This window comes from Sagittula sp. MA-2, from assembly GCF_030126985.1.
Taxonomy (GTDB): domain Bacteria; phylum Pseudomonadota; class Alphaproteobacteria; order Rhodobacterales; family Rhodobacteraceae; genus Sagittula.
The window spans coordinates 4,653,291-4,673,738 of the sequence record NZ_CP126145.1; the positions used below are offsets into that span (position 1 = coordinate 4,653,291).

Genomic DNA, 20,448 nt, shown 5'->3' on the forward strand with positions numbered 1-20,448 from the left:
AAGTCAGCCGATAGTTCCGATACCGCTAACATCTGACGAATGCCCGAGTTAATGGCAAGCCTCCTGACTATCGGAGCGTGTGTGCGGCGCCCGCGATCGCGCGGGCGCCTGTTTGTCAGGCAGCCTTGGGTGCAAGCTGCTGTTCTTCGACCGGGGGCGGTTCCAGCGCGCCGGTCATGATGGCAACCGCGTCCGACATGGAGATCTTCTTAGGGTCGACCACCGCGTGACGCTTGCCCAGGCGATGGATGTGCACCCGGTCGGCCACCTCGAAGACGTGCGGCATGTTGTGGGAGATCAGGATGATCGGGATGCCCTTGGCGCGCACGTCCTGGATCAGCTCAAGCACGCGGCGGCTTTCCTTCACCCCAAGCGCAGCCGTCGGTTCGTCCATGATGATGAACTTCCGGGCGAAGGCGGCGGCACGGGCCACGGCGACGCCCTGGCGTTGGCCGCCCGAGAGTGTCTCGACCGCCTGGTTGATCGACTGCACGGTCATCAGGCCGAGGTCGGTCAGCTTCTTGCGGGCGAAGTCCTCCATCCTTTTCTTGTCGAGCTGGCGGAACACCGATCCCATGATGCCGGGTTTCCGCAGCTCCCGCCCGGCGAACATGTTGTCCGCGATTGAGAGCGCCGGAGACAGGGCAAGCTGCTGGTAGACGATCTCGATCCCCATTTCCCGCGCGTCGAGCGGAGAGTGGAAATGGACCGGCTTGCCCTCGATCTTGATCTCGCCCTCGTCGGGCTGGACCGCGCCGCAGATCGCCTTCACGATGGAAGACTTGCCTGCGCCGTTGTCCCCGATCACCGCCAGCACCTCGCCGGGGAAGAGATCGAAGTCCGCATGGTCGATGGCGGTCACGTGGCCGTAGCGCTTCACGATGTTCCGGCCTTGAACGACGGGCTGAATGGTCATGCCGATGCCTTTCTGATCCACTGGTCCAACGCGACGGCGCCGATGATCAGCACGCCGATGAGGAGGTACGTCCATTGTGCGTCCGCGCCGAGCAGCCGCAGCCCGAGGGTGAACACGCCCACGATGAGCGCCCCGAAGAGCGAGCCCATGACCGCGCCGCGCCCGCCGAAGAGCGAGATGCCCCCGATCACCACGGCGGTGATGGATTCGATGTTGGCAAGCTGGCCGGACGTCGGAGAAACGGACCCGATCCGCCCGATCAGGGCCCAGCCGGCAAAGGCGCAGATCAGCCCGGATGCCATGTAGACGGAGATCAGGACCTTGTTGGCCTCGATGCCCGAAAGCTCCGCCGCTTCCTTGTCGTCGCCTACTGCGTAGACGTGTCGGCCCCAGGCGGTCTGGTTCAGCATGTAAGCGAGGAACAGGAACAGCAGCAGCATGAAGATCGCGCCGTAGGTCAGGCGGGCGCCGCCAAGGGCGATGACCGTGCCGAAGAACTGCAGCATCGGGGCCTGGGCTTCGATATCCTGCGCGCGGATCGTCTCGTTCGCGGAGTAGAGGAAGTTGGTCGCCAGAACGATCTGCCACATGCCGAGCGTAACGATGAATGGCGGCAGCTTGACCTTCGCCACCAGCCAGCCGTTGATGAAGCCCATCAGGGTCCCGCAGGCAAGCCCGCAGAGGATGGAGACCGGCGCCGGGATGCCATAGCGGAAGGTGAACTGGCCCATCACGACGGACGACAGCACCATGATAGCGCCGACCGACAGGTCGATGCCCGCCGTCAGGATGACCAGCGACTGGGCCGCTGCCACGATGCCGACGATCTGCACCTGCTGGAGGATCAGCGTCAGCGCGAAGGGCGAGAAGAACTTCGACCCCAGAAGCAGACCGAACACGACGATCGACAGTACGAGAACGATGAGCGGAACCAGGGCGGGCGTCGAATGCAGCGCCCCCTGGATTTTGGGCACAAGACCTTTGCGTCGTTCGAATTCCGCGACAGAACTGGTGGCGCGCGACAACGACGACTCGTAGTCCTGCCCTTTTGAGGCAGTCTCGGACATGGGGGCTCCTCCCTGAGATGTGGCTGCGTCTTTGGTGCGCGCCTGCCTTCAGCCTAAACCCGTGGCAGCCCGCGCGTCCATGGTGAAGGGGCGGAGGTCGCCCCTTCGGATTTTGTCAGGCGCCGCAGCGCCTTGGCCGCGGGATCAGCCCCAGCAGCGCTCGGTGCCCTCGGCAACGGAAATCGACTCGACCCCTTCGACGGGCTCGTCCGTGACCAGCGAGACGCCGGTGTCGAAGAAGTCCTTGCCCTCGGTCGGCTGCGGTTTCACGCCGTCCTTGGCCCATGCGGCAATCGCCTCGATGCCCTTGGAGGCCATCAGGAGCGGGTACTGCTGGGAGGTGGCGCCGATCACGCCGTCCGCAACGTTCTGCACGCCGGGGCAGCCGCCGTCGACGGAGACGATCAGCACGTCGTTCTCGCGGCCGATCGACTTCAGCGCCTCGTAGGCACCTGCGGCGGCGGGCTCGTTGATGGTGTAGACCACGTTGATCATCGGATCCTTGGCGAGGAGGTTTTCCATCGCCTTGCGGCCGCCTTCCTCGTTGCCCGCGGTCACGTCGTTGCCGACGATGCGCTCGTCTTCCTCGTCGCCCCACTTGTTCGGGTCGCCGAGTTCGATGCCGAAGCCCTGCAGGAAGCCCTGGTCGCGCAGGACGCCCACGGTCGGCTGGGACACTGCGAGGTCGAGCATCGCGATCTTGGCGTTTGCGGCCTCGTCGCCCAGCTTGGCGGCGGCCCACTTGCCGATCAGTTCACCGGCGAGGAAGTTGTCGGTGGCGAAGGTCGCGTCAGCCGAGTCGATCGGGTTCAGCGGGGTGTCGAGCGCGATCACCAGAATGCCAGCGTCACGGGCCTGCTGCACGGCGGGGACGATGGAAGAGGTATCGGATGCGGTCAGCAGAATGCCCTTGGCGCCGTCCGCGATGCAGGTCTCGATCGCCTGCACCTGGGTTTCGTGATCGCCGTCCACCTTGCCTGCGAAGGTCTTCAGTTCGATCCCGAGCTCTTCGGCCTTGGCGGTCGCGCCTTCCTTCATCTTCACGAAGAACGGGTTGGTGTCCGTCTTGGTGATCAGGCATGCGCTGGCCGACATGCCGTGGCTTTCCGCAGCGGCGCCGGTGGCGAATGCTGCCAGTGCCAGGGCGGTGCCCGTCAGAAGCTTTTTCATGTGTATCCTCCCAGATCGTCGCGGGGCCGGTGCGCGACACGATGTGGCCCAGAATCCGGTGTTCCGGCTCTCTGTCCCGACAAGAACAGATTCGACGCCAAGCTGTCAACAATAAATAAATCAGATGTATTTATTATTGACAGGCGCGCGCTGCCGCGCGAGATTTCAAAGGTGGGTCAGGGCGTCGATTAAGGAAAAAATCCTGCTGCGACGCGGCATTAGCTGCTACAGTGCAGCGAAGGCGCCCTGACGGGAGGATAGCACAAAAGGTCGATGGCATCATGAGGGAAAGTGTTCAGGGAGGGGATGCGACCCCGGTCGTTCTGGATGGTGCTCGCGGCTCCAACCAATCTGGCGTGCGGGCGCACAACGAACGGCTGGTTCTGACGCTGATCCGTCAGGTCGGCCCGCTGGCCAAGGCAGAGATCGCGCGCCTGACCGGACTGTCCGCCCAGACCGTTTCGGTCATCATGCGTGGGCTCGAATCGGACGGTCTCCTGAAAAAGGGCGAACCCGTGCGCGGCAAGGTCGGCCAGCCGTCGGTCCCGATGAACCTCGCGCGGGACGGGGCCTATTTTCTTGGGTTGAAGGTCGGGCGGCGGAGCCTTGACCTGATCCTGACCGACTTCCGCGGACATGTCGAAGGTCGGGTCAGCGTCACCCACCGCTATCCGAGCCCCGACAATGTCATCGCCTTCGCGAACGAATCGATAGAGAAACTGCTGGGCAAGCTCTCTGCAGCGCAGCGCGCCCGGGTCGCGGGTCTGGGGATCGCGATTCCCTTCCGCCTGCATGACTGGGCGCAGCCGCTGGGCGTCGCACCGGAGGACATGGCCGACTGGCGGGACCGCGACATTGCCGTCGATATCGCCAACCGCTGGGACTTCCCGGTCTACCTGCGCAACGATGCATCCGCCGCCTGCGGAGCAGAGTTGGTCTTTGGTGACAAGAACCGGCCGCGCGACTTCCTGTACTTCTTTATCGGGTTCTTCGTCGGCGGCGGCATGGTGCTGGACAACACGCTGTACACCGGGCGCACCGGGAATGCCGCGGCGCTCGGTTCGATCCCGATCGGGATGGAGGGGGCGAAGGTGCACCAGCTTGTCGATGTCGCGTCGCTCATCACGCTGGAACAGATGGTGATCGCGGCCGGCGGCCAGTCGGAGATGATCTGGTCGACGCCACAGGCTTGGCAACTGGACGATGCGGTTCTGGAGCCTTGGATGCAGCGGGCCGTTGACGGGCTGGCCTATGCCATTCTGTCCGCCACCTGCCTCATCGACTTCGAGGCGGTGATGATCGACGGCTGGCTGCCCGAAGCGGTCAGGTCCGAAATCGTCAGGCGGACACGTGAGCGGCTTGACGAGATCAGCGTGGCCGGGATCGACGTGCCGGAGATCAGGCCCGGCACCATCGGCCACGACGCGCGTGCCTTGGGCGCCGCCAGCCTGCCGCTGTCGGATCGTTTCCTTGTCGACCGGAATGCGTTCCTGAAGGCCTGAGATAGGGGCTGATCGGCAGGAGACCATCACTTGGTCATCTTTGCCGGTGTGTCGGACGGCCCCTTTTGTCGGCTGCGGATCGACATGCGCGAGGGCCGCACATCATCGAAGGCGCACCAAGCCTGACAGATTTTGAGACCAAAAGCGCGCCTCGGGCTTCCGTCCCGCCGCGCTTCGCGACACGACTGTCACATGCTTTCCCTTGCAGAGAGACTGACATGACCATCCGCATTGCCGTCATCGGAGCCGGGATCATGGGTGCCGACCATGCCCGCATCGTCGCCGAAGACCTTCCCGGCGCGACACTTCAGGTTCTTTGCGACAAGGACGAGGCCCGCGCCCGCAAGGTGGGAGAGGCGCTCGGTGCGCATCACATTGCCACCGACCCCGAATCCGTCGTCGCGCACGACGATGTCGATGCGGTCATCATTGCGTCGCCGGACTTCACCCACGCGCCGCTCAGCCTCGCCTGTATCCGGGCTGGCAAGAAGGCGATGTGCGAAAAACCCCTGTCGCAATCCTCGGCCGAATGTCTCGAGGTCATGAAGGCAGAAGAGGCCGCTGGGGAACGGCACATCATGGTCGGTTTCATGCGACGCTACGATCCCGCCTACATCCAGATGCGCGCCGCGCTGACCGGAGGCGCCATCGGACGTCCGCTGATGATGCACAACTGGCACCGCAACGGATCGACGCCCTCTGCCGATTTCACCGGGGCCATGGCGATCACCAACTCCGCGCCGCATGAATTCGACATCCTGCGCTACATGCTCGGGTCGGAGGCCGTGACCATCACCGCAAGCCAGCCCCGGCGGTCCGACGACAAGGTGGCCCCGGTGGTCATGGTCATGCAGACCGGCGACGACCAAATCGTCACCGTCGAAGTGAACAACAATGCGGCCTACGGTTATGATGTGAAGGCGGAGCTGGTGGGCGAAAGCGGCTCCATCGCCACGAACCATGTCACCTATACCCGGATGGACAAGGACGCGGTCAAGACGCAGGCCCATGATCCCGACTGGCGCGACCGCTATGCGGAGGCCTACCGGCAGCAGAACAAGGCCTTCCTGAAGTGGGTCATGGGCGGCGAATATCCGGAACTGGCGGCCTCCGCCTGGGACGGCTACGCGGCCTCGCTGATCGCAGAGACCGGCGTGAAGGCGCTGGAGGCGGGCACCCGTCAGGACATCGCCCTGGTCGAACGGCCGGCCTTCTACTCGCAGCGGTAGGTGCGGCCTGTCGCTCCGGCTGGGGTGTCAGACGGAGCGCTCTGCGTGGGCGGCAGGCAAGAGGTGCGGCAACACGCCGGTTGTCAGGAAGGTATCGGGAAACTCTGCTTGCTTTGAAAGAGCAGGTCTCGCCTTATGGGCGAGCGACCCGTTTCATTTTGCACAAGCTCATTTCCCGGAGGTCCCATGGCCCAGCTTCCCAAGCGTGTGGCGCGCGACAGCCTGCAGCGTCTGGCCGCCTTCAACCGCAAGATCGCCGAAACCGACCCGGCGCTTGCCCAAGAGTCACTGGACGTTACCGCCGATCTGACCGGCACGCGCAGTGCTCCCGATCCGGATGGCATATTCCTTAAGGAAAGCATCATCCTGCGCCGCAACCGCCCGGTGCTGGACGTGCGCGACAACGCGGCGGTGCTCGAATTCGCCTCTGACACCGAAAGCGACGTGTGGAAGGCGCGCCTTGCCGCCGCGGCGGGCGCGCTGGATCCCGCCATCCGCGCCGTCGGTCGGATCAACCTGCACAACGCCCCCTTGTCATGGGTCGGCACCGGCTGGCTCGTGGCCGAGGATATCGTCGTCACCAACCGCCACGTCGCACAGGAGTTCGCGCAGGCGGGTGGCGACGGCTTCACCTTCACCCAGTTGGGCGGGCGCCCGATCCGGGCAGAGGTCGACTTCCTCTCGGAGTTCGACAATCCCGACACCCGCGTCTTCCGCCTGACGCAGGTGCTGCACATTACGCCCGCTCCGGGGCCCGACATCGCCTTCTTCCGGGTCGAGCGGGCGGCTGGCGACCATCGCCTCGCCGAACCGATTCCCTTGGCCGAGACGGCGGTGCAGACACACAATGCCGCCGTCATCGGCTATCCCGCCTTCGACAGCCGGATCCCGGATTTCACCCTGATGGAGGACATCTTCGGCGCCCGCTACAACCACAAGCGGCTTGCGCCGGGTGCTGTCACGTTCCTGGAGGACAGCCGCCTCTATCACGACTGCACGACGCTTGGCGGCAACTCCGGGTCTGCCGTGATCGACCTCGACAGCGGGCAGGCGCTGGGGCTGCATTATTCCGGCGCATTCATGCGAACCAACTACGCGGTGCGGTGCGATGTGGTGGCGGAGGCGCTGCGCCAGGTCACCACCGGCAGACGGCCCGCCCGGCCACAGCTCGCGCCGCAGGCCCCGCGTCCCGAAGCCTCACGCACCTCCGTCACCACGACGATTCCCCTGACGATCACCGTCACGCTTGGCGATCCCGCCCTGGCCATAGATGTGCAGACCCGGCCTATGGCGCCTTTCGTCCAGTCCGACGACGATCTGCTGGACCTGACCGAGGCCCCGGCCGAGAGCTACCGCGACAGATCCGGCTTCCGGCCCGATTTCATCGGTAGCGGCGGGCTGCTCTGCCCCCTGCCGCAACTGATCGACGAGACGAACCTGCTGCGGTTCGACTTCGACGGGCAGGAAGAGACGGTCCTGAAATATCAGCACTTTTCCGTCTCGATGAACGAACCGCGGCGGATGTGCCTGTGGTCGGCGGTCAATATCGACGGGACGGAGCCCAAGGCCGCCCGGCGTGTCGGCTGGAAATACGACGGCCGCATCGACAAGCGGTTCCAGATCATGAAGGAGTGCTACGGCAACCCGCCGAAGTTCTCGCGCGGGCACATGACCCGCCGTAACGATCCCGGCTGGGGCTCTGCGGCTGAGGCGCGACTCGGCAACGAGGATTCGATGCACGTCACCAACGCCACGCCGCAGATGCAGTCGTTCAACGCGCCGATCTGGCTGGAGTTGGAGGATCACGCCCTGCAGAACGCCATCGACGACGACATGCGCATCTGTGTCTACACCGGCCCGGTGCTCAAGGACGACGACCCGGTGTTCTACGGTGTGCAGGTGCCGGTGGCCTTCTGGAAGATCATCGCCTTCGTGCACGAACGCACCGGCCACCTCTCGGCCACCGGCTACCGCATGGACCAGACGGCAAACCTGCCACGACAGGACGAGTTCGTCTTCGGCGCGTTCCAGTCCAGCCACACGAACGAGGCCGCGCAGGTGTCCATCCGCTCCATCGAGTCGGAAACCGGCCTGCATTTTGGCGGTCTGGCCGAGATCGACCCGCTGGGCCAGCAGGAATCGCTTGGCACCGGCCCGGTGAAGGTGCCGCTTCTGACGGGCACGCAGATCCGGTGGTTCTAGGTCCATCCTCCGCGGGACCGTCGACTGTTTGACGGCATTCCGGTGAGCGGGGAGACGGGCGCGGTGTCCGATCAGGGGCCATGAGGTCATGACCAGAGCAGGCGGGGCCTCCGCTCAGGTCGAATGGGAACCCGGCTGTTGGGCTGGTGGTGGAAAGCTCGGCGACAGGCCGTTCCGATATCACGCGGAGAAGGGTGGATATGTCTTGACCGGCCCGTCTCTGCCGTGCTCGTCGTGATCAACATTCGACTGATCGGATACGCCGTTCCGTATATGCCGGGCCAACGGAGAGACCGGCTCTGCAAGGCTATTATGCCGGAACGTGCTGTTTCCTGAAACGGCACGACATGCACGGCGCCGGTCCGTCTGGAAATGATGTCGGCCCGCCTGCCGAACCAGCCGTCCGAGCGGCGGCCGGGGCTGGTTCGGGGATCAAGGAGCAAGGGAGGCAAGGCATGAGCAAATTCGCATGGGGTCTGGTCGGCGGTGGCGAAGGCAGCCAGATCGGTCCGGCACACCGGCTGGGCGCCGGGCTGGACGGGCTGTTCACCTTCAGCGCCGGGGCGCTGGACCACAGGCCCGATGCCGGGCGCACATATGGCCAACGCCTCGGCCTTGCGGCGGATCGCGCCTACGGCGACTGGCAGGAGATGCTGGCCGGTGAGCGCAATCGCGACGACCGCATCGACCTCGTGACTGTCGCCACGCCGAACGCCACGCATTTCGAGATCACCAAAGCCTTCCTGGAAAACGGCTTCAACGTGCTGTGCGAGAAGCCGATGACCATGACGGTCGAGGAAGGCGAAGAGATCGTGCGGATTGCCCGCGCCTCGGGCCGCATCTGCGCCGTGAACTACGGCTACACGGGCTATTCGCTGGTGCGGCACATGCGGGCGATGGTGGCACGCGGCGACCTTGGCGCCATCCGTCTGGTCAAGGCGGAGTTCGCGCACGGCCACCACGCGGACGCGGCGGACGCCGACAACCCGCGTGTGCGCTGGCGCTACGATCCGGCGCAGGCGGGTGTCTCGGCGCAATTCGCCGATTGCGGCATTCACGCGCTGCACATGGCCAGTTTCGTGATCGGCCAGGAAGCGGAGCGGCTCTCGGCGGACACGGTGTCCTGCATCGCGTCGCGGGTGTTGGAGGACGACGCCATGGTCAACCTGCGCTTCGACGGCGGGGCGGTTGGCCGGCTCTGGACGTCTTCCGTTGCCATCGGGCGGCAGCATGGGCTGACGCTGCAGGTCTTCGGCGAGAAGGGCGGGTTGCGCTGGTCGCAGGAGCAGCCGAACCAGCTCTACTGGATGCCTCTGGGTGGGCGCCTTCAGGTCATCGAACGTGGCGAGGCCGGTCTTTCGCCCGAGGCGGACCGCACCAGTCGTGTCACCATCGGCCACGCAGAGGGGATGCCTCTCGCCTTTGCCAATATCTACAAGGACCTGGCCGAAGCGATCCGCGCGCAGAAAGAGAAGCGCGAGATCGACCCGGCCGCGAATCTGTATCCCCGGGCTGAGGACGGACTGCGCTCCATGGCGGCGGTCATGGCCGTTGCCGAAAGCGGCCGGGCCGACGGTGCATGGATGGACGCCCGCCCGCCGATGTTCCGGTAGGCAACGGGCGTCGGGCCTCCTGCGCGTTTGTCTTCGGGAGGCGCCTTGAAAGCCGAAAGGTCGACCGTCTCGGCCTCTCGGGCGGCCACCCCGTTCCGCCCCGAGGCCTCCGATGCTTTGGCTTTGTGCGGCGTCGGGGCGCGTAATGTCCTCTGTCGTTGGAAGGCCGGGCACGGTTGTGTGACCGCAAGAGACCGTGCGGCAGCAGGTTTCTCGGTTTGCTGAGAAACGGAAGACGCTTGCTTGCAGCCGCACGCAGGAATCGCCACGTCGCCTCTGAACGGGAAGGCGGGCGATGCGCGCAGGAGGGGCGCGCCGCCCCCTGATTCTCGATAGCGTGCGGTGAGCGTCGCTTTCGCGGCGAACCGATGGTTTGCCTTATGGGCAGATGATCTGCGGTGGAGGGGGGCGTGTCATCTGGAAGCCGACACCCCAGAAACCAAAAATCCCCCCAAGTTCATTCAATTCAGAAGCTTGGGGGGATTTTATGGTGCCCAGAAGAGGACTCGAACCTCCACGACCGTTAAGTCACTGGTACCTGAAACCAGCGCGTCTACCAATTCCGCCATCTGGGCACGGGCTTGGTGAGGGCGGGGTTTACGGCTGTCGCGGCCCGGTGTCAACAAGGCTCTGAAAAGAATTTTCGCGCGGCAATCGGGCGCCTTGCCCCTGCCGTCCCGGACCCTTAAACCGGGGAATATCGGCGCAAGGGAGACAGGCCATGTCCAAACTCGTCACCATCTTCGGCGGCTCCGGTTTCGTCGGCCGCTACATCGCCCGCCGCATGGCGAAAGAGGGCTGGCGCGTTCGCGTCGCCGTCCGTCGCCCGAACGAGGCGTTGTTCGTCAAGCCGTACGGTGTTGTCGGCCAGGTCGAACCGGTGTTCTGCAATATCCGCGACGACGACAGCGTGCGCGCCGCGACCGCAGGAGCGGACGCTGTGGTGAACTGCGTCGGCACCTTCGACATGTCCGGCAAGAACAACTTCGACGCCGTCCAGGCGGAGGGTGCGACCCGTATCGCGCGCATCGCCAAGGAGCGCGGCATCACCCGTATGGTGCATATCTCGGCCATCGGCGCGGATAGAGAGGCCGACAGCGCCTACGCCTCGTCGAAGGGCGAGGGCGAGGCCGGTGTGCTGGAGCACATGCCCGACGCCGTGATCCTGCGGCCCTCCGTGATCTTCGGGCCGGAGGACGATTTCTTCAACCGCTTCGCGACGATGACCCGTTTCGGTCCGGCGCTGCCGCTGGTCGGTGCCGACACGAAGTTCCAGACGGTCTATGTGGACGACGTCGCCCGCGCTGCGGTGATGGGCGTGCTGGGTCAGGCAGAGCCGGGGATCTACGAACTGGGCGGGCCGGATGTCATGACGTTCCGCGAGATGATGCAGGACATGCTGAAGGTCATTCACCGGCGCAGGCTGATCGTGAATCTCCCCTTCTTCATCGCGGGGCCGCTGGCCTCGGTCATGGGCCTGGTCGAGAAGCTGACGCTTGGCCTCGTTCCGGCGCAGATCACGCGGGACCAGGTGAAGACGCTGCATCATGACAACGTGGTCTCTGGCGAGACGAAGACCTTTGCCGATCTCGGCATCACGCCGACGGCGGTGGAAGCGGTGCTTCCCGACTACCTCTGGCGGTTCCGTCCGTCCGGCCAGTACGACGCGATCAAGGAATCGGCCAAGAACCTGCGCATGCAGTAAGGCGCAGACAAGGTTCCGAATTTGGAAAGGGCGGCGCCGGGTGTCGCCCTTTTTCGTTTGCGATTCGGTTGTCTGCCCGCGAGGTGTTCAAGACGGGTGGATGCGCGCTAATGCAGGTCGCGCAACCGGCACAGATCGGTGCCGTTACAGCATCCGGGAGGGGGCGCCTTGCTGATCAGGGTCTGCGCCGCAAGCCATTCCTCACAGGCTTCGACCAATGCGCATCCGCGGCAGCGGGTGACCATGTCCGCGTAACGCTGCGGTTCGAGTTGGCCGGAATTGAGGGCGTCGCCGAGGTTTACGCCCATGACCCGCGCCACACCGCGCGTCATGAAGAAGTGCCGGGCCGGGTCGCCGAGATGCTGTGACATGCTCAAAGCTCCGCGAGGCGGTCTCCGATCCGGGCGAGCCGCTTGCGGTTGACGCAAGGCTGCGGGAACGGCCGGGTGTCGTCGATCGGCTGGTCGAGCCAGTCGCCGCATCCTTCGGTCCACTGGCACCCGCGACACCGGGTGACGATGGAGGCCCAGTCCTCCTGTGTCAGGAGGCCGGCGTCCATCGCCTGAACGAGGTCCACGCCCGTGGCTTTCGCCATGCGCTGAACCAGCCAGTAGTGTTCGACCTCGTCGCCCAGGACGGGCGGAAAAGCGGTTCCGTCAGCCATGGCTCATCCTCCCTGAAGGTCCGCGAACATCGTCTTGTTCCGGCAATACGCGGGCGGCGGGGCGTCGGCCTCCGGCTCTGCGGTCATGGCGGCCAGCCAATGCTTGCAGGACCCGGGCGAGGTGCAGGCCGTGCAGCGGAGCACGGCGTCGTCCAGCTCGGAAATGGTCAGCTTGCCGCGCAGGATCAACTCTTCCAGATCCAGCCCCTGCGTGCCGGCCATGTGATCCACTAGCGCGGCGTGGCGCTTCAAAGTGTCCTTGCTTTGCATCGCGGGGAGCTCCTCTCGCTGTCCTGAACGGTTGAGCGAGAGTTTAGCTGCCGGGACGCGTCGCGCCTTGACTCAGGTCAACGAGGGAAATGGCCTCAGCGGCCGATGCTGGCCGCCGTCCGCTTCACGACTTCCAGCCGTGCCGCGTTGGGCGGGTGCGACCCGAGGAAGCGGTTGCCCGGATCGGGGATGCGCGCGAAGAAGGCCGCGCCCCGCACAGGATCATAGCCCGCCTGCGCCGAGATGATGGTGCCCAGCTGGTCCGCCTCCAGTTCGAATTCCTTCGAGTAGGTGCGCGCGCCGACCGCGGCGCCAAGCTGCTCGGCGTTCCTGACCGCCTCGGCCTCGGCGCCGCTGATGGCGGCGATGCCTGCAAAGACCACGGCGCCGACCGTCGCGCTTTCGCGGGTTTTGGTCAGGTGATCGCGGATGTGGTGCGCGGCCTCGTGGCCCATCACGAAGGCCAGTTCATCGGCATTCTCGACGGAGTTGATGAGGCCGAGATTGAACGCCACGATTGGCCGCCCGAAGCGGTCGACCGTCTGGAAGGCGTTGGGGGGCTGGTCGGCGCGGTCGTCCACAACGATCTGGAAATCGCAGTTCAGGCCGGAGGTGCGGGCGCGGCACATCTGTTCCGCAACGGGCTCGACCGCTTCCACCACCTCGACGAACTGGCGGGCGGCCTGGTTGGCGCGCAACTGGGCCGAGGTGGCGCCCACGGGCGACGGAACCGGCGAAGGCAGTTGAACCGTGGCGCAGGCAGAAAGGGCCAGCGCGGCCAGGAGTGCGAATCTGAACATATGTCATCCGGGACGTTTGAGTGTTGCAACCGAGGATAGTCGCCCCATGCCGCTGGCGCCACCCCGTCCACGCAACCGTGACGGACTTCCGCCCAAACCGCCGATTCCGGTTTTCTCTGCCAGTGCGGCGCGCTACGGTTCTTCCATGTTCAGCATCGAGCACGACTTTGACGCCACCGTTGTGACCCTCGTGGACGAGGGCGGAACGCCTTTGCAGGAGGACGTCATCATCTCCAGCTTCGAGGAATGCGTGACCGTCACGCAGTACGATCCCCGGACCGACAGGGAGATGAAGGTGACGCTCAGCATCACCCAGATGAACGACCTGATCGCGGCGGTGAACCTGCCCGAGGGGATCTACAGGCGCAACGGCTGAGGCCTTCGCGGGTCTTTCCCTAAGGCGCATGCAATGAAAAGGCCCGCCGGTGTACGGCGGGCCTTTCGTTTGCGCGTCGGTACGACCTCAGAAGACGAAGTCGGCGGCGTCGAGGTCGGCCGCCAGCGTGTTCAGCAGCGTGACGTAGTTGCCGCCGTCCAGCATGACCACCGCATCGACGCCGTTGTCGCTGATCGCGAGGTGGGCGAACTCGGTGATGCCTGCGGGGGCAAGGCCGGTCAGGTCGATCTGGTCGATGCCATCCTCGAAATCGGTGATCGTGTCGCGGTTGGTGCCGGTCGCAAAGACGAAGACGTCAGCGCCTGCGCCGCCTGTCATCTGGTCGCGGCCGTTGCCGCCGTCGAGCGTGTCGTCCCCGTTGCCGCCCATCAGGTTGTCGTTGCCGTCCTGGCCCAGCAGCATGTCGTTGTCGTCGCCTCCGTCGAGGCGGTCGTTGTGGGTGCCGCCTTCGAGCCAGTCGTTGCCCGCGCCGCCCTGCAGGTTGTCGTTCTGGGCACCGCCGCTGAGGAAGTCGTCGCCCGCCTGTCCCTGCAGCTTGTCGTTGTCGTCACCGCCGTAGAGCGAGTCGTTGCCCATGCCGCCGCGCAGGTCGTCGCGACCGGCATCGCCGTTCAGCACGTCGTTGCCGTTCTCGCCGAACAGCCGGTCGTCGCCGTCACCGCCGCTCATTAGGTCGTTGCCTTCAGAGCCATGCAGCGTGTCGTTGGCGACGGTCGCGACGAAGGGGTTCACGTCGAGGATCAGATCGGCGTTGTCGATGTCAGCAGCCAGGATGCCCTCGATCACCATCTTGGTGCCGTTGCCGAAGTCGATGGTGGTGTCGGTGCCGTCGTCTGTCTTGTTCAGCTGGGTGTGGTCGTAGATCCCGATGCCGGAGACGTCGATCCTGTCCACGTTGTCCTCGAAGTTGACGATACGGTCGTCGCCCGCGTCCGCCTCGACCAGGAACACATCCGCACCGGCGCCGCCATCCATGGTGTCGTTGCCCATGCCGCCCTTGAAAGTGTCGTCACCGGCATCGCCGTACATCATGTCGTTGCCCTTCGCGCCGAGCAGCAGGTCGTTGTCGTCGCCACCGTGCAGCTCGTCGTCGTCGTTGCCGCCGTCGAGCGTGTCCTTGCCCGCGCCGCCGAAGATGCTGTCCACGCCGCCGGAGCCGATCAGCATGTCGTCGCCCGCACCGCCGTCGATGCTGTCGTCGCCCGCGTTGCCATTCAGCCAGTCGGCCCCACCTTCGCCGAGGATCACGTCGTGGCCGTTGTCGCCGCTGACGGTGTCGTTGCCCTCACCACCGGCATATGTGTCATCGCCGTCCAGCAGGCCCGCGATGTCGTCGCCGGAGGTGCCGGTGACCGAATCCTCGCCCGGAGTGTAGACCGGCGGGATCGGTGTCGGTGCGATGGAGAGCGTGTAGTTGTCCGTGTGCGACGCCTCACCCTGCATGAAAAGCGAATAGCTCTGCGTGAACATCGGCGTGACGTCCATCGTGATCGTGTTGCCCACGACCGTCGGGTTCGAAACGGTCACGAAGGTGTTGGTGATGGGATATTCGCCGATCACCTCGCCATCGGCGATGTTCACACCCAGCGAATGGAAGTTGCTGCGGTTGATGATGCCCATCGCGTGATGGCCAGAGATGTCGTCCACCGTCATGGTGATCGTGTAGGTCGTGCCGGCCTCGAGCGCCGGCAGGTTGATACCGTCCTGAGCGTCGCCGCCGCCGAAGGTGCCTGCAAACACGTCGTCGAAACCGATCGTGTAGCTGCCGCTCGCGTAGGCGTTGATGTTGGAGTCTGAGGTTTCGTAGACGGTCGCCATTTGTCGTTCCTTGCTCGTAAAGATCACCTGCCGTCCCGGCCGGACACTCGGGCTGGGCGGTCGACCTTTTGCTAGAGGCGCCTTGGGGCGGATTAGCGGAGCGTTAAGGTTAACAAAGGGGTCATTTTGAGCGCGAACAGGACGGCCGGACCGCCGATTGGGGCGCATTGGCGGCGCTGGTTGCGCAAAAGGAAACGGCCCGCGCAATGGCGGGCCGTTTGTCTGGGATCTGACGACAGATCACATGCTGGGCATGATCACCTTGTCGATCACGTGGATCACGCCGTTGGAAGCCTCGATGTCGGCCTGGGTCACGGTCGCGTCGTTCACCATGACGCCGTTGTCGAGATCGATCATGATATCGCCGCCTTCGACGGTGGTCGCGGCCATGTCATCGGACAGGTCGGTCGACATCACTTTGCCGGGCACGACGTGGTAGGTGAGGATGTCGACGAGCTGTTCCTTGTTCTCGGGCTTCAGCAGGTCCTCGACGGTGCCGGCGGGCAGGGCGGCAAAGGCCTCATCCGTCGGGGCGAAGACGGTGAACGGGCCTTCGCCCTTCAGCGTGTCGACCAGCCCCGCGGCGGTCGCGGCGGCCAGCAGCGTTTCGAAGCTGCCCGCTTCGGTCGCGGTGTCCACGATGTCCTTGGACATGGAGTGCGAGCCGGCGTGTGCGGGAACGGCAAAAGCGAGGGCGGCGGCGGCAGCGATAAAGGTCTTGCGGATCATTTCGGGTCCTCCTGTTTGATCTCGATGCCTTGGTCATGCATCGTGGAGAACTACGGCGTGTTCATCGTGCCGGATCATGAGAATTCCGCCGTCCCCGGACCTTGACGGAAGGCGGCGCGCCGCTAAGCCGCGCGCCGTCCGAAGGTCCAATGAACTTGTCGTTACGCAACGTGAGCGCGCGTGACGATCAGTCCAGCCCGATTGCGGTCCGCGCGATGCCGTCGAGCATCTCCTGCACCTTCTGCATCGCGCCTTCGGGATACTGCGTGAAGCCGATCGTCGTGGTGTCCGGGGTCTCCGGCCGGACAATGACGAAGATGTCGTACGGGCAGAAGCGGATATTCATCGGGTCGTCTTCCATCACCTCCCGGCTGATCTGGGCCGAGCAGAAGCTGTAGACGTCCGCATGTTCGAACAGCACCACGTCGGAACCCACGTCCGCCCGCGTGCGCTCCAGCATGTCGCCGGTGTGGGAGATGTGGTCGACAACCAGCCCGGCGTCGAGGATCGCGTTCTCCAGTCCGAAGATCACGTCGTCGAAACTCTGGTCCGTATCATAGGTGACCACGCCCTGCGCCAGCGCCGGGGCGGCGGCCACGGCGGCGCAGGCGGAGACAGCGAGCGCTCTTATGATGTGTTTCATGATTCCTCCCTTATGCTGATCACGCTGACGGGGGTGCCAAACGTGTCGCAATGGTGTCAGAATAGTCAGCATAAGACATATGTGCGTTGAGACAAATCAACACATTCGGGGAGGCGAATATGGAATATGCAATGCTGGCGCTGCAGTATCTGGCGCTGTTTTTCGTCTTCGTGATCGGGGTTTGCGTCGCGGCGGTGATCGTCATGTATTTCCTCGACCGCCGGCAGACCGGCGACGCGATCCGCAGGAACTACCCGGTGATCGGGCGCTTCCGCGGGATCTTCACCGAACTGGGCGAGTTTTTCCGCCAGTACTTCTTTGCCATGGACCGGGAAGAAATGCCCTTCAACCGCGCGCAGCGGAACTGGGTCTATCGCGCGGCAGAGAAGAAGTCGAACACCGTGGCGTTCGGCTCGACGCGCAACTTGAACATCCCCGGCACGCCGATCTTCATGAATGCGGTCTTCCCTCCGCTGGACGACCAGTACGCCTCCACCGAACCGATGGAGATCGGGCCCTACTGCCGCGAACCCTACATGGCGCAGTCGATCTTCAATATCTCCGGCATGAGCTACGGCGCCCTGTCCAAACCGGCGGTGCGCGCACTGTCGCGCGGTGCGAAGATGGCGGGCATCTGGATGAACACGGGGGAGGGCGGTCTGGCCCCCTACCATGAAGAGGGCGGCTGCGATGTCGTCTACCAGATCGGGACGGCGAAGTTCGGTGTACGCGATCACGCAGGAAACCTGAGCGACGAAAAGCTGCGCGAGATCGCCGCGAAGCCCTGCATCAAGATGTTCGAGATCAAGCTGAGCCAAGGGGCCAAGCCCGGCAAGGGGGGTATCCTCCCGGCGGCCAAGATCGACGAGGAAGTGGCCGCGATCCGTGGCGTGCCCATGGGGATAGACGCGATTTCCCCGAACCGGCACCGGGAGGTGGACGATTTCGACGGGCTTCTCGACCTGATCGCGCACATCAGGGAGGTCACTGGCAAGCCGGTCGGCTTCAAGACCTGCATCGGCTCCGCGGAACCGTGGTTCGAGTTCTTCCGCAAGATCAAGGAACGCGGAGAGGAAAGCGCGCCGGACTTCATCGCGGTGGACGGCGGCGAGGGCGGGACAGGTGCCGCACCCATGCCGCTGATCGACCTCGTGGGCCTGCCGCTGCGCGACGCTCTGATCCGCATGGTGGACCTGCGCGACCTCGCCGGGCTGCACGACCGCGTGCGGATCATCGCCGCGGGCAAGCTGGTGTCCCCGGCGGATGTGGCCTGGGCGATCTGCATGGGGGCGGACTTCGCCGTCTCCGCGCGCGGGTTCATGTTCTCTCTGGGCTGCATCCAGGCGCTGAAGTGCAACAAGAACACCTGTCCGACCGGCATCACCACGCACATACCCTCTCTTCAGAAGGGGCTGGTGGTCGAGGAGAAGGACAAGAGGGTCGCGGCCTATGCCAAGGCGGTCATCAGCGAGGTGGAGACGATTGCCCACTCTGTCGGCGTGGCCGAGCCGCGCCAGATGCGTCGCCGCCACGTGCGCGTGGTGAAGGACGATGGCTCCTCCGTCCAGATGAACGAGATCCATCCCTCGGTACACCTCGGACTCGAAGGGATGGCGAGGGCGCGCGGGTTCAAGCAGTTCGAGGACGCGCTGCGCCGGATGGACGTAAAGGATGCGGCGGAGTGACGGGACATAAGTGCACAGCAGGCAAGCGCGCCTTTTGGGCATCCGCCGGGAATGTTTCACGGGCGTAGCGTCAACGTGAGACATCGTTTGTTTCGATTCTGCGCAAGCGGCTTATCTTCCTCCTCAGCAAACGAGGAGACTTGCGCATGAGCCGCCGCTGGACAAACGACCTGACCCGGGCAGACGCGACGCCCGAACACCTGTTCATGAATCGCCGCCAGTTGTTCGGCGCGCTCGGCGCCGCCGGGCTTGGCGCCGCCCTGCCGATGGGCGCGCGTGCTCAGGACGCGCTGGAGCCGAACACCTTCGAAGACATCACCTCGTACAACAACTACTATGAGTTCGGGACCGGCAAGACGGACCCGGTGAAGAACGCGCATACCCTGACGACCGAACCCTGGTCGATCACGATCGGCGGGCTTGTCGAGAAGCCGGGCGACTACTCCATGGCCGACATCATGAGCCAGATGGACATAGAGGAGCGCATCTACCGTTTCCGCTGCGTGGAGGCCTGGTCGATGGTCGTGCCGTGGAACGGTTTCGAGCTGGCCGATCTGCTCGACATGGTGGGCGTGAAGCCCGAAGCGAAGTACGTTGCCTTCGAGACGGCCTATCGCCCGGAGGAGATGCCGGGCCTTCGCTATCCCGTCCTCGACTGGCCCTATGTCGAAGGGTTGCGGCTGGACGAGGCGCAGCATCCGCTGACTCTCATGGCGACCGGTCTGTATGGAAAGCCGATGCCCAATCAGAACGGCGCGCCGATCCGGCTGATCGTGCCGTGGAAGTACGGCTTCAAGTCGATCAAGTCGATTGTCCGGATCACCCTGACCGAGACAGAGCCGCCGACCTCCTGGAACAAGGCCAACGCGCGCGAGTACGGCTTTTATTCCAACGTGAACCCCGAGGTCGACCATCCCCGCTGGAGCCAGGCGACCGAACGCAAGATCGGGGGCGGCCTGTTCTCCAGCCGCGAACCGACGCTGATGTTCAACGGATACGACGAAGTGGCCTCTCTCTATGAAGGCATGGACCTCAAGGCCAACTTCTGACCGCCGGTCTTCCTTAGGGACGCCGCGCGCTGTGCACTTTCAAAGATCACCGGAGACTGGACCGTGAGCTATCGCCCCCAGGCAAAAGACACCGCGTCGGCCCTGACCCGCGCGCGTGATGCGTTCAACACGTTCGCGCGGCGCGTCCCCACTTGGGTCGTCTACGTCGCGCTTGCCCTTCCGGCCCCGTGGTTCGTGTACCTCGGTGCCACGGGCGGGCTGGGTGTCGAACCCATCAAGGCGCTTGAACATGAACTGGGGCAATGGGCGCTGTGGTTGCTGATCGCCGGACTGACGGTGACCCCGTTGCGCCGGCACGCGTCGGTCAATCTTCTGAAGTTCCGCCGGGCGCTCGGGCTGATGGCCTTCTACTATGTCGCCCTGCACCTGCTGGTCTGGCTTGTCCTCGACGTGCAGATCCTCTCGCAGATCTGGGCCGACATCGTGAAACGGCCCTACATCACAATAGGCATGGCAGCCTTTGTTCTTATGCTGCCCCTGATGGCGACGTCGAACAACTGGTCGATCCGCAAACTCGGGCCCCGCTGGCGGCAGCTTCACAAGGTGACATATGCGGTGGCCCTTCTGGGCGCCCTGCACTTCGTCTTGCTTGCGAAAGGTTTCCAGCTGGAGCCGCTCTTCTACATGGCGGCGGTCATCGGATTGCTGGGGCTTCGGTGGCCGCAGAGGCGCCGTCAGACAGCGAAACGGGAAAGGGCGGCCTGAGGGTCGCCTTTTTCATTTCCGGCGATTCACAGGAATGGGGGGTGACTCGCGCTTCTTCGGCCGGTGAATCGCCCCTGGCGCAGGGTTACGTAGGGGCCATTGGTGGATAAGCCTGTGGATAGCGGCCCGAGCGGGGTGAGTCACAGGTGTTCGCCTGGCTCAAAGCACCCAATCAAGCCGGAAGCGTCAAAAAATTCATTCAGCAACACACTGAAATTGCTCGAAAAATAGAGATATATGAAAAAAAGACGACGAAACCCGAA

General features: G+C 64.4%; 19 protein-coding genes and 1 tRNA gene. 9 read left to right on the forward strand and 11 right to left on the reverse strand.

What is annotated here, in order from left to right:
• Positions 1-115 precede the first annotated feature (115 nt).
• The 3 genes from QNI11_RS22565 to QNI11_RS22575 all read right to left on the reverse strand — a co-directional run bounded on the left by QNI11_RS22565 (position 116) and on the right by QNI11_RS22575 (position 3,153).
• Positions 116-916: an ATP-binding cassette domain-containing protein gene (locus QNI11_RS22565; protein ID WP_198521700.1), complete on the reverse strand. Its 801-nt coding sequence runs from the start codon at positions 914-916 to the stop codon at positions 116-118.
• Entirely contained in the window at positions 913-1,983 is a 1,071-nt protein-coding gene (locus tag QNI11_RS22570) for an ABC transporter permease (protein ID WP_100928903.1), read from the reverse strand. The genes QNI11_RS22565 and QNI11_RS22570 overlap by 4 nt, the downstream gene beginning before the upstream one ends.
• A 144-nt stretch (positions 1,984-2,127) precedes the next feature.
• On the reverse strand, positions 2,128-3,153 hold the full coding sequence (locus tag QNI11_RS22575; RefSeq protein ID WP_100928904.1) for a sugar ABC transporter substrate-binding protein: 1,026 nt from the start codon (positions 3,151-3,153) through the stop codon (positions 2,128-2,130).
• Between the two features lie 281 nt (positions 3,154-3,434).
• Here QNI11_RS22575 and QNI11_RS22580 point away from each other — a divergent pair, with 281 nt between their 5' ends.
• From QNI11_RS22580 to QNI11_RS22595, 4 genes are all read left to right on the forward strand, one after another.
• Positions 3,435-4,655 (forward strand): ROK family transcriptional regulator, encoded by a 1,221-nt coding sequence (locus tag QNI11_RS22580; protein WP_254698072.1) that lies wholly within the window; start codon positions 3,435-3,437, stop codon positions 4,653-4,655.
• Positions 4,656-4,873: 218 nt separating this feature from the next.
• Positions 4,874-5,884, forward strand: a complete 1,011-nt coding sequence (locus QNI11_RS22585) for a Gfo/Idh/MocA family oxidoreductase (protein ID WP_283981882.1) — start codon at positions 4,874-4,876, stop codon at positions 5,882-5,884.
• Between the two features lie 186 nt (positions 5,885-6,070).
• Entirely contained in the window at positions 6,071-8,086 is a 2,016-nt protein-coding gene (locus QNI11_RS22590; protein WP_283981883.1) for a DNA/RNA non-specific endonuclease, read from the forward strand.
• A 455-nt stretch (positions 8,087-8,541) separates the two neighbouring features.
• Positions 8,542-9,699, forward strand: a complete 1,158-nt coding sequence (locus QNI11_RS22595) for a Gfo/Idh/MocA family protein (RefSeq protein ID WP_283981884.1) — start codon at positions 8,542-8,544, stop codon at positions 9,697-9,699.
• A gap of 488 nt (positions 9,700-10,187) precedes the next feature.
• On the opposite strand, the gene QNI11_RS22600 is transcribed toward QNI11_RS22595, so the two are convergent.
• Positions 10,188-10,274: transfer RNA gene (locus QNI11_RS22600), tRNA-Leu, on the reverse strand.
• Between the two features lie 146 nt (positions 10,275-10,420).
• On the opposite strand from QNI11_RS22600, the gene QNI11_RS22605 reads away from it, so the two are divergent.
• Complete coding sequence (locus QNI11_RS22605) at positions 10,421-11,404, forward strand: complex I NDUFA9 subunit family protein (RefSeq protein ID WP_100928908.1); 984 nt, start codon at positions 10,421-10,423, stop codon at positions 11,402-11,404.
• 107 nt (positions 11,405-11,511) lie between these two features.
• Here the strand turns inward: QNI11_RS22605 and QNI11_RS22610 are convergent, their stop codons facing one another.
• From QNI11_RS22610 to QNI11_RS22625, 4 genes are all read right to left on the reverse strand, one after another.
• Positions 11,512-11,775, reverse strand: a complete 264-nt coding sequence (locus tag QNI11_RS22610; RefSeq protein ID WP_283981885.1) for a DUF6455 family protein — start codon at positions 11,773-11,775, stop codon at positions 11,512-11,514.
• Positions 11,776-11,777: 2 nt separating this feature from the next.
• Positions 11,778-12,068 carry a DUF6455 family protein gene (locus QNI11_RS22615; RefSeq protein ID WP_283981886.1) on the reverse strand — a complete coding sequence of 97 codons (291 nt, stop codon included), beginning with the start codon at positions 12,066-12,068 and terminating at the stop codon, positions 11,778-11,780.
• Positions 12,069-12,071: 3 nt separating this feature from the next.
• On the reverse strand, positions 12,072-12,338 hold the full coding sequence (locus tag QNI11_RS22620) for a DUF6455 family protein (protein ID WP_283981887.1): 267 nt from the start codon (positions 12,336-12,338) through the stop codon (positions 12,072-12,074).
• A 95-nt stretch (positions 12,339-12,433) separates the two neighbouring features.
• Positions 12,434-13,138 (reverse strand): M48 family metallopeptidase, encoded by a 705-nt coding sequence (locus tag QNI11_RS22625; RefSeq protein WP_283981888.1) that lies wholly within the window; start codon positions 13,136-13,138, stop codon positions 12,434-12,436.
• 145 nt (positions 13,139-13,283) lie between these two features.
• Here QNI11_RS22625 and QNI11_RS22630 point away from each other — a divergent pair, with 145 nt between their 5' ends.
• Positions 13,284-13,514, forward strand: a complete 231-nt coding sequence (locus QNI11_RS22630; protein WP_100930935.1) for a hypothetical protein — start codon at positions 13,284-13,286, stop codon at positions 13,512-13,514.
• An 87-nt stretch (positions 13,515-13,601) separates the two neighbouring features.
• On the opposite strand, the gene QNI11_RS22635 is transcribed toward QNI11_RS22630, so the two are convergent.
• The 3 genes from QNI11_RS22635 to QNI11_RS22645 all read right to left on the reverse strand — a co-directional run bounded on the left by QNI11_RS22635 (position 13,602) and on the right by QNI11_RS22645 (position 16,725).
• On the reverse strand, positions 13,602-15,353 hold the full coding sequence (locus QNI11_RS22635; protein WP_283981889.1) for a calcium-binding protein: 1,752 nt from the start codon (positions 15,351-15,353) through the stop codon (positions 13,602-13,604).
• Positions 15,354-15,593: 240 nt separating this feature from the next.
• Positions 15,594-16,082 carry a fasciclin domain-containing protein gene (locus QNI11_RS22640; RefSeq protein ID WP_100928911.1) on the reverse strand — a complete coding sequence of 163 codons (489 nt, stop codon included), beginning with the start codon at positions 16,080-16,082 and terminating at the stop codon, positions 15,594-15,596.
• Between the two features lie 187 nt (positions 16,083-16,269).
• Positions 16,270-16,725, reverse strand: a complete 456-nt coding sequence (locus QNI11_RS22645) for a DUF302 domain-containing protein (RefSeq protein WP_283981890.1) — start codon at positions 16,723-16,725, stop codon at positions 16,270-16,272.
• A 119-nt stretch (positions 16,726-16,844) separates the two neighbouring features.
• Between QNI11_RS22645 and QNI11_RS22650 the strand changes: the two genes are divergently transcribed.
• The 3 genes from QNI11_RS22650 (at position 16,845) to msrQ (ending at position 20,185) form a co-directional block, all read left to right on the forward strand.
• On the forward strand, positions 16,845-18,410 hold the full coding sequence (locus QNI11_RS22650; RefSeq protein ID WP_283981891.1) for an FMN-binding glutamate synthase family protein: 1,566 nt from the start codon (positions 16,845-16,847) through the stop codon (positions 18,408-18,410).
• Between the two features lie 146 nt (positions 18,411-18,556).
• Positions 18,557-19,459, forward strand: coding sequence for a protein-methionine-sulfoxide reductase catalytic subunit MsrP (gene msrP, locus QNI11_RS22655; protein ID WP_100928914.1), 903 nt, complete (start codon positions 18,557-18,559; stop codon positions 19,457-19,459).
• Between the two features lie 63 nt (positions 19,460-19,522).
• Positions 19,523-20,185, forward strand: coding sequence for a protein-methionine-sulfoxide reductase heme-binding subunit MsrQ (gene msrQ, locus QNI11_RS22660; protein WP_373418413.1), 663 nt, complete (start codon positions 19,523-19,525; stop codon positions 20,183-20,185).
• Positions 20,186-20,448: the final 263 nt, after the last annotated feature.

Excerpts from the sequence above, each read along its gene's own strand:
- QNI11_RS22565 (WP_198521700.1), bottom strand. The coding sequence starts at position 916 with ATGACCATTCAGCCCGTCGTTCAAGGCCGGAACATCGTGAAGCGCTAC.
- QNI11_RS22570 (WP_100928903.1), bottom strand. The coding sequence starts at position 1,983 with ATGTCCGAGACTGCCTCAAAAGGGCAGGACTACGAGTCGTCGTTGTCG.
- QNI11_RS22575 (WP_100928904.1), bottom strand. The coding sequence starts at position 3,153 with ATGAAAAAGCTTCTGACGGGCACCGCCCTGGCACTGGCAGCATTCGCC.
- QNI11_RS22580 (WP_254698072.1), top strand. The coding sequence starts at position 3,435 with ATGAGGGAAAGTGTTCAGGGAGGGGATGCGACCCCGGTCGTTCTGGAT.
- QNI11_RS22585 (WP_283981882.1), top strand. The coding sequence starts at position 4,874 with ATGACCATCCGCATTGCCGTCATCGGAGCCGGGATCATGGGTGCCGAC.
- QNI11_RS22590 (WP_283981883.1), top strand. The coding sequence starts at position 6,071 with ATGGCCCAGCTTCCCAAGCGTGTGGCGCGCGACAGCCTGCAGCGTCTG.
- QNI11_RS22595 (WP_283981884.1), top strand. The coding sequence starts at position 8,542 with ATGAGCAAATTCGCATGGGGTCTGGTCGGCGGTGGCGAAGGCAGCCAG.
- QNI11_RS22605 (WP_100928908.1), top strand. The coding sequence starts at position 10,421 with ATGTCCAAACTCGTCACCATCTTCGGCGGCTCCGGTTTCGTCGGCCGC.
- QNI11_RS22610 (WP_283981885.1), bottom strand. The coding sequence starts at position 11,775 with ATGTCACAGCATCTCGGCGACCCGGCCCGGCACTTCTTCATGACGCGC.
- QNI11_RS22615 (WP_283981886.1), bottom strand. The coding sequence starts at position 12,068 with ATGGCTGACGGAACCGCTTTTCCGCCCGTCCTGGGCGACGAGGTCGAA.
- QNI11_RS22620 (WP_283981887.1), bottom strand. The coding sequence starts at position 12,338 with ATGCAAAGCAAGGACACTTTGAAGCGCCACGCCGCGCTAGTGGATCAC.
- QNI11_RS22625 (WP_283981888.1), bottom strand. The coding sequence starts at position 13,138 with ATGTTCAGATTCGCACTCCTGGCCGCGCTGGCCCTTTCTGCCTGCGCC.
- QNI11_RS22630 (WP_100930935.1), top strand. The coding sequence starts at position 13,284 with ATGTTCAGCATCGAGCACGACTTTGACGCCACCGTTGTGACCCTCGTG.
- QNI11_RS22635 (WP_283981889.1), bottom strand. The coding sequence starts at position 15,353 with ATGGCGACCGTCTACGAAACCTCAGACTCCAACATCAACGCCTACGCG.
- QNI11_RS22640 (WP_100928911.1), bottom strand. The coding sequence starts at position 16,082 with ATGATCCGCAAGACCTTTATCGCTGCCGCCGCCGCCCTCGCTTTTGCC.
- QNI11_RS22645 (WP_283981890.1), bottom strand. The coding sequence starts at position 16,725 with ATGAAACACATCATAAGAGCGCTCGCTGTCTCCGCCTGCGCCGCCGTG.
- QNI11_RS22650 (WP_283981891.1), top strand. The coding sequence starts at position 16,845 with ATGGAATATGCAATGCTGGCGCTGCAGTATCTGGCGCTGTTTTTCGTC.
- msrP (WP_100928914.1), top strand. The coding sequence starts at position 18,557 with ATGAGCCGCCGCTGGACAAACGACCTGACCCGGGCAGACGCGACGCCC.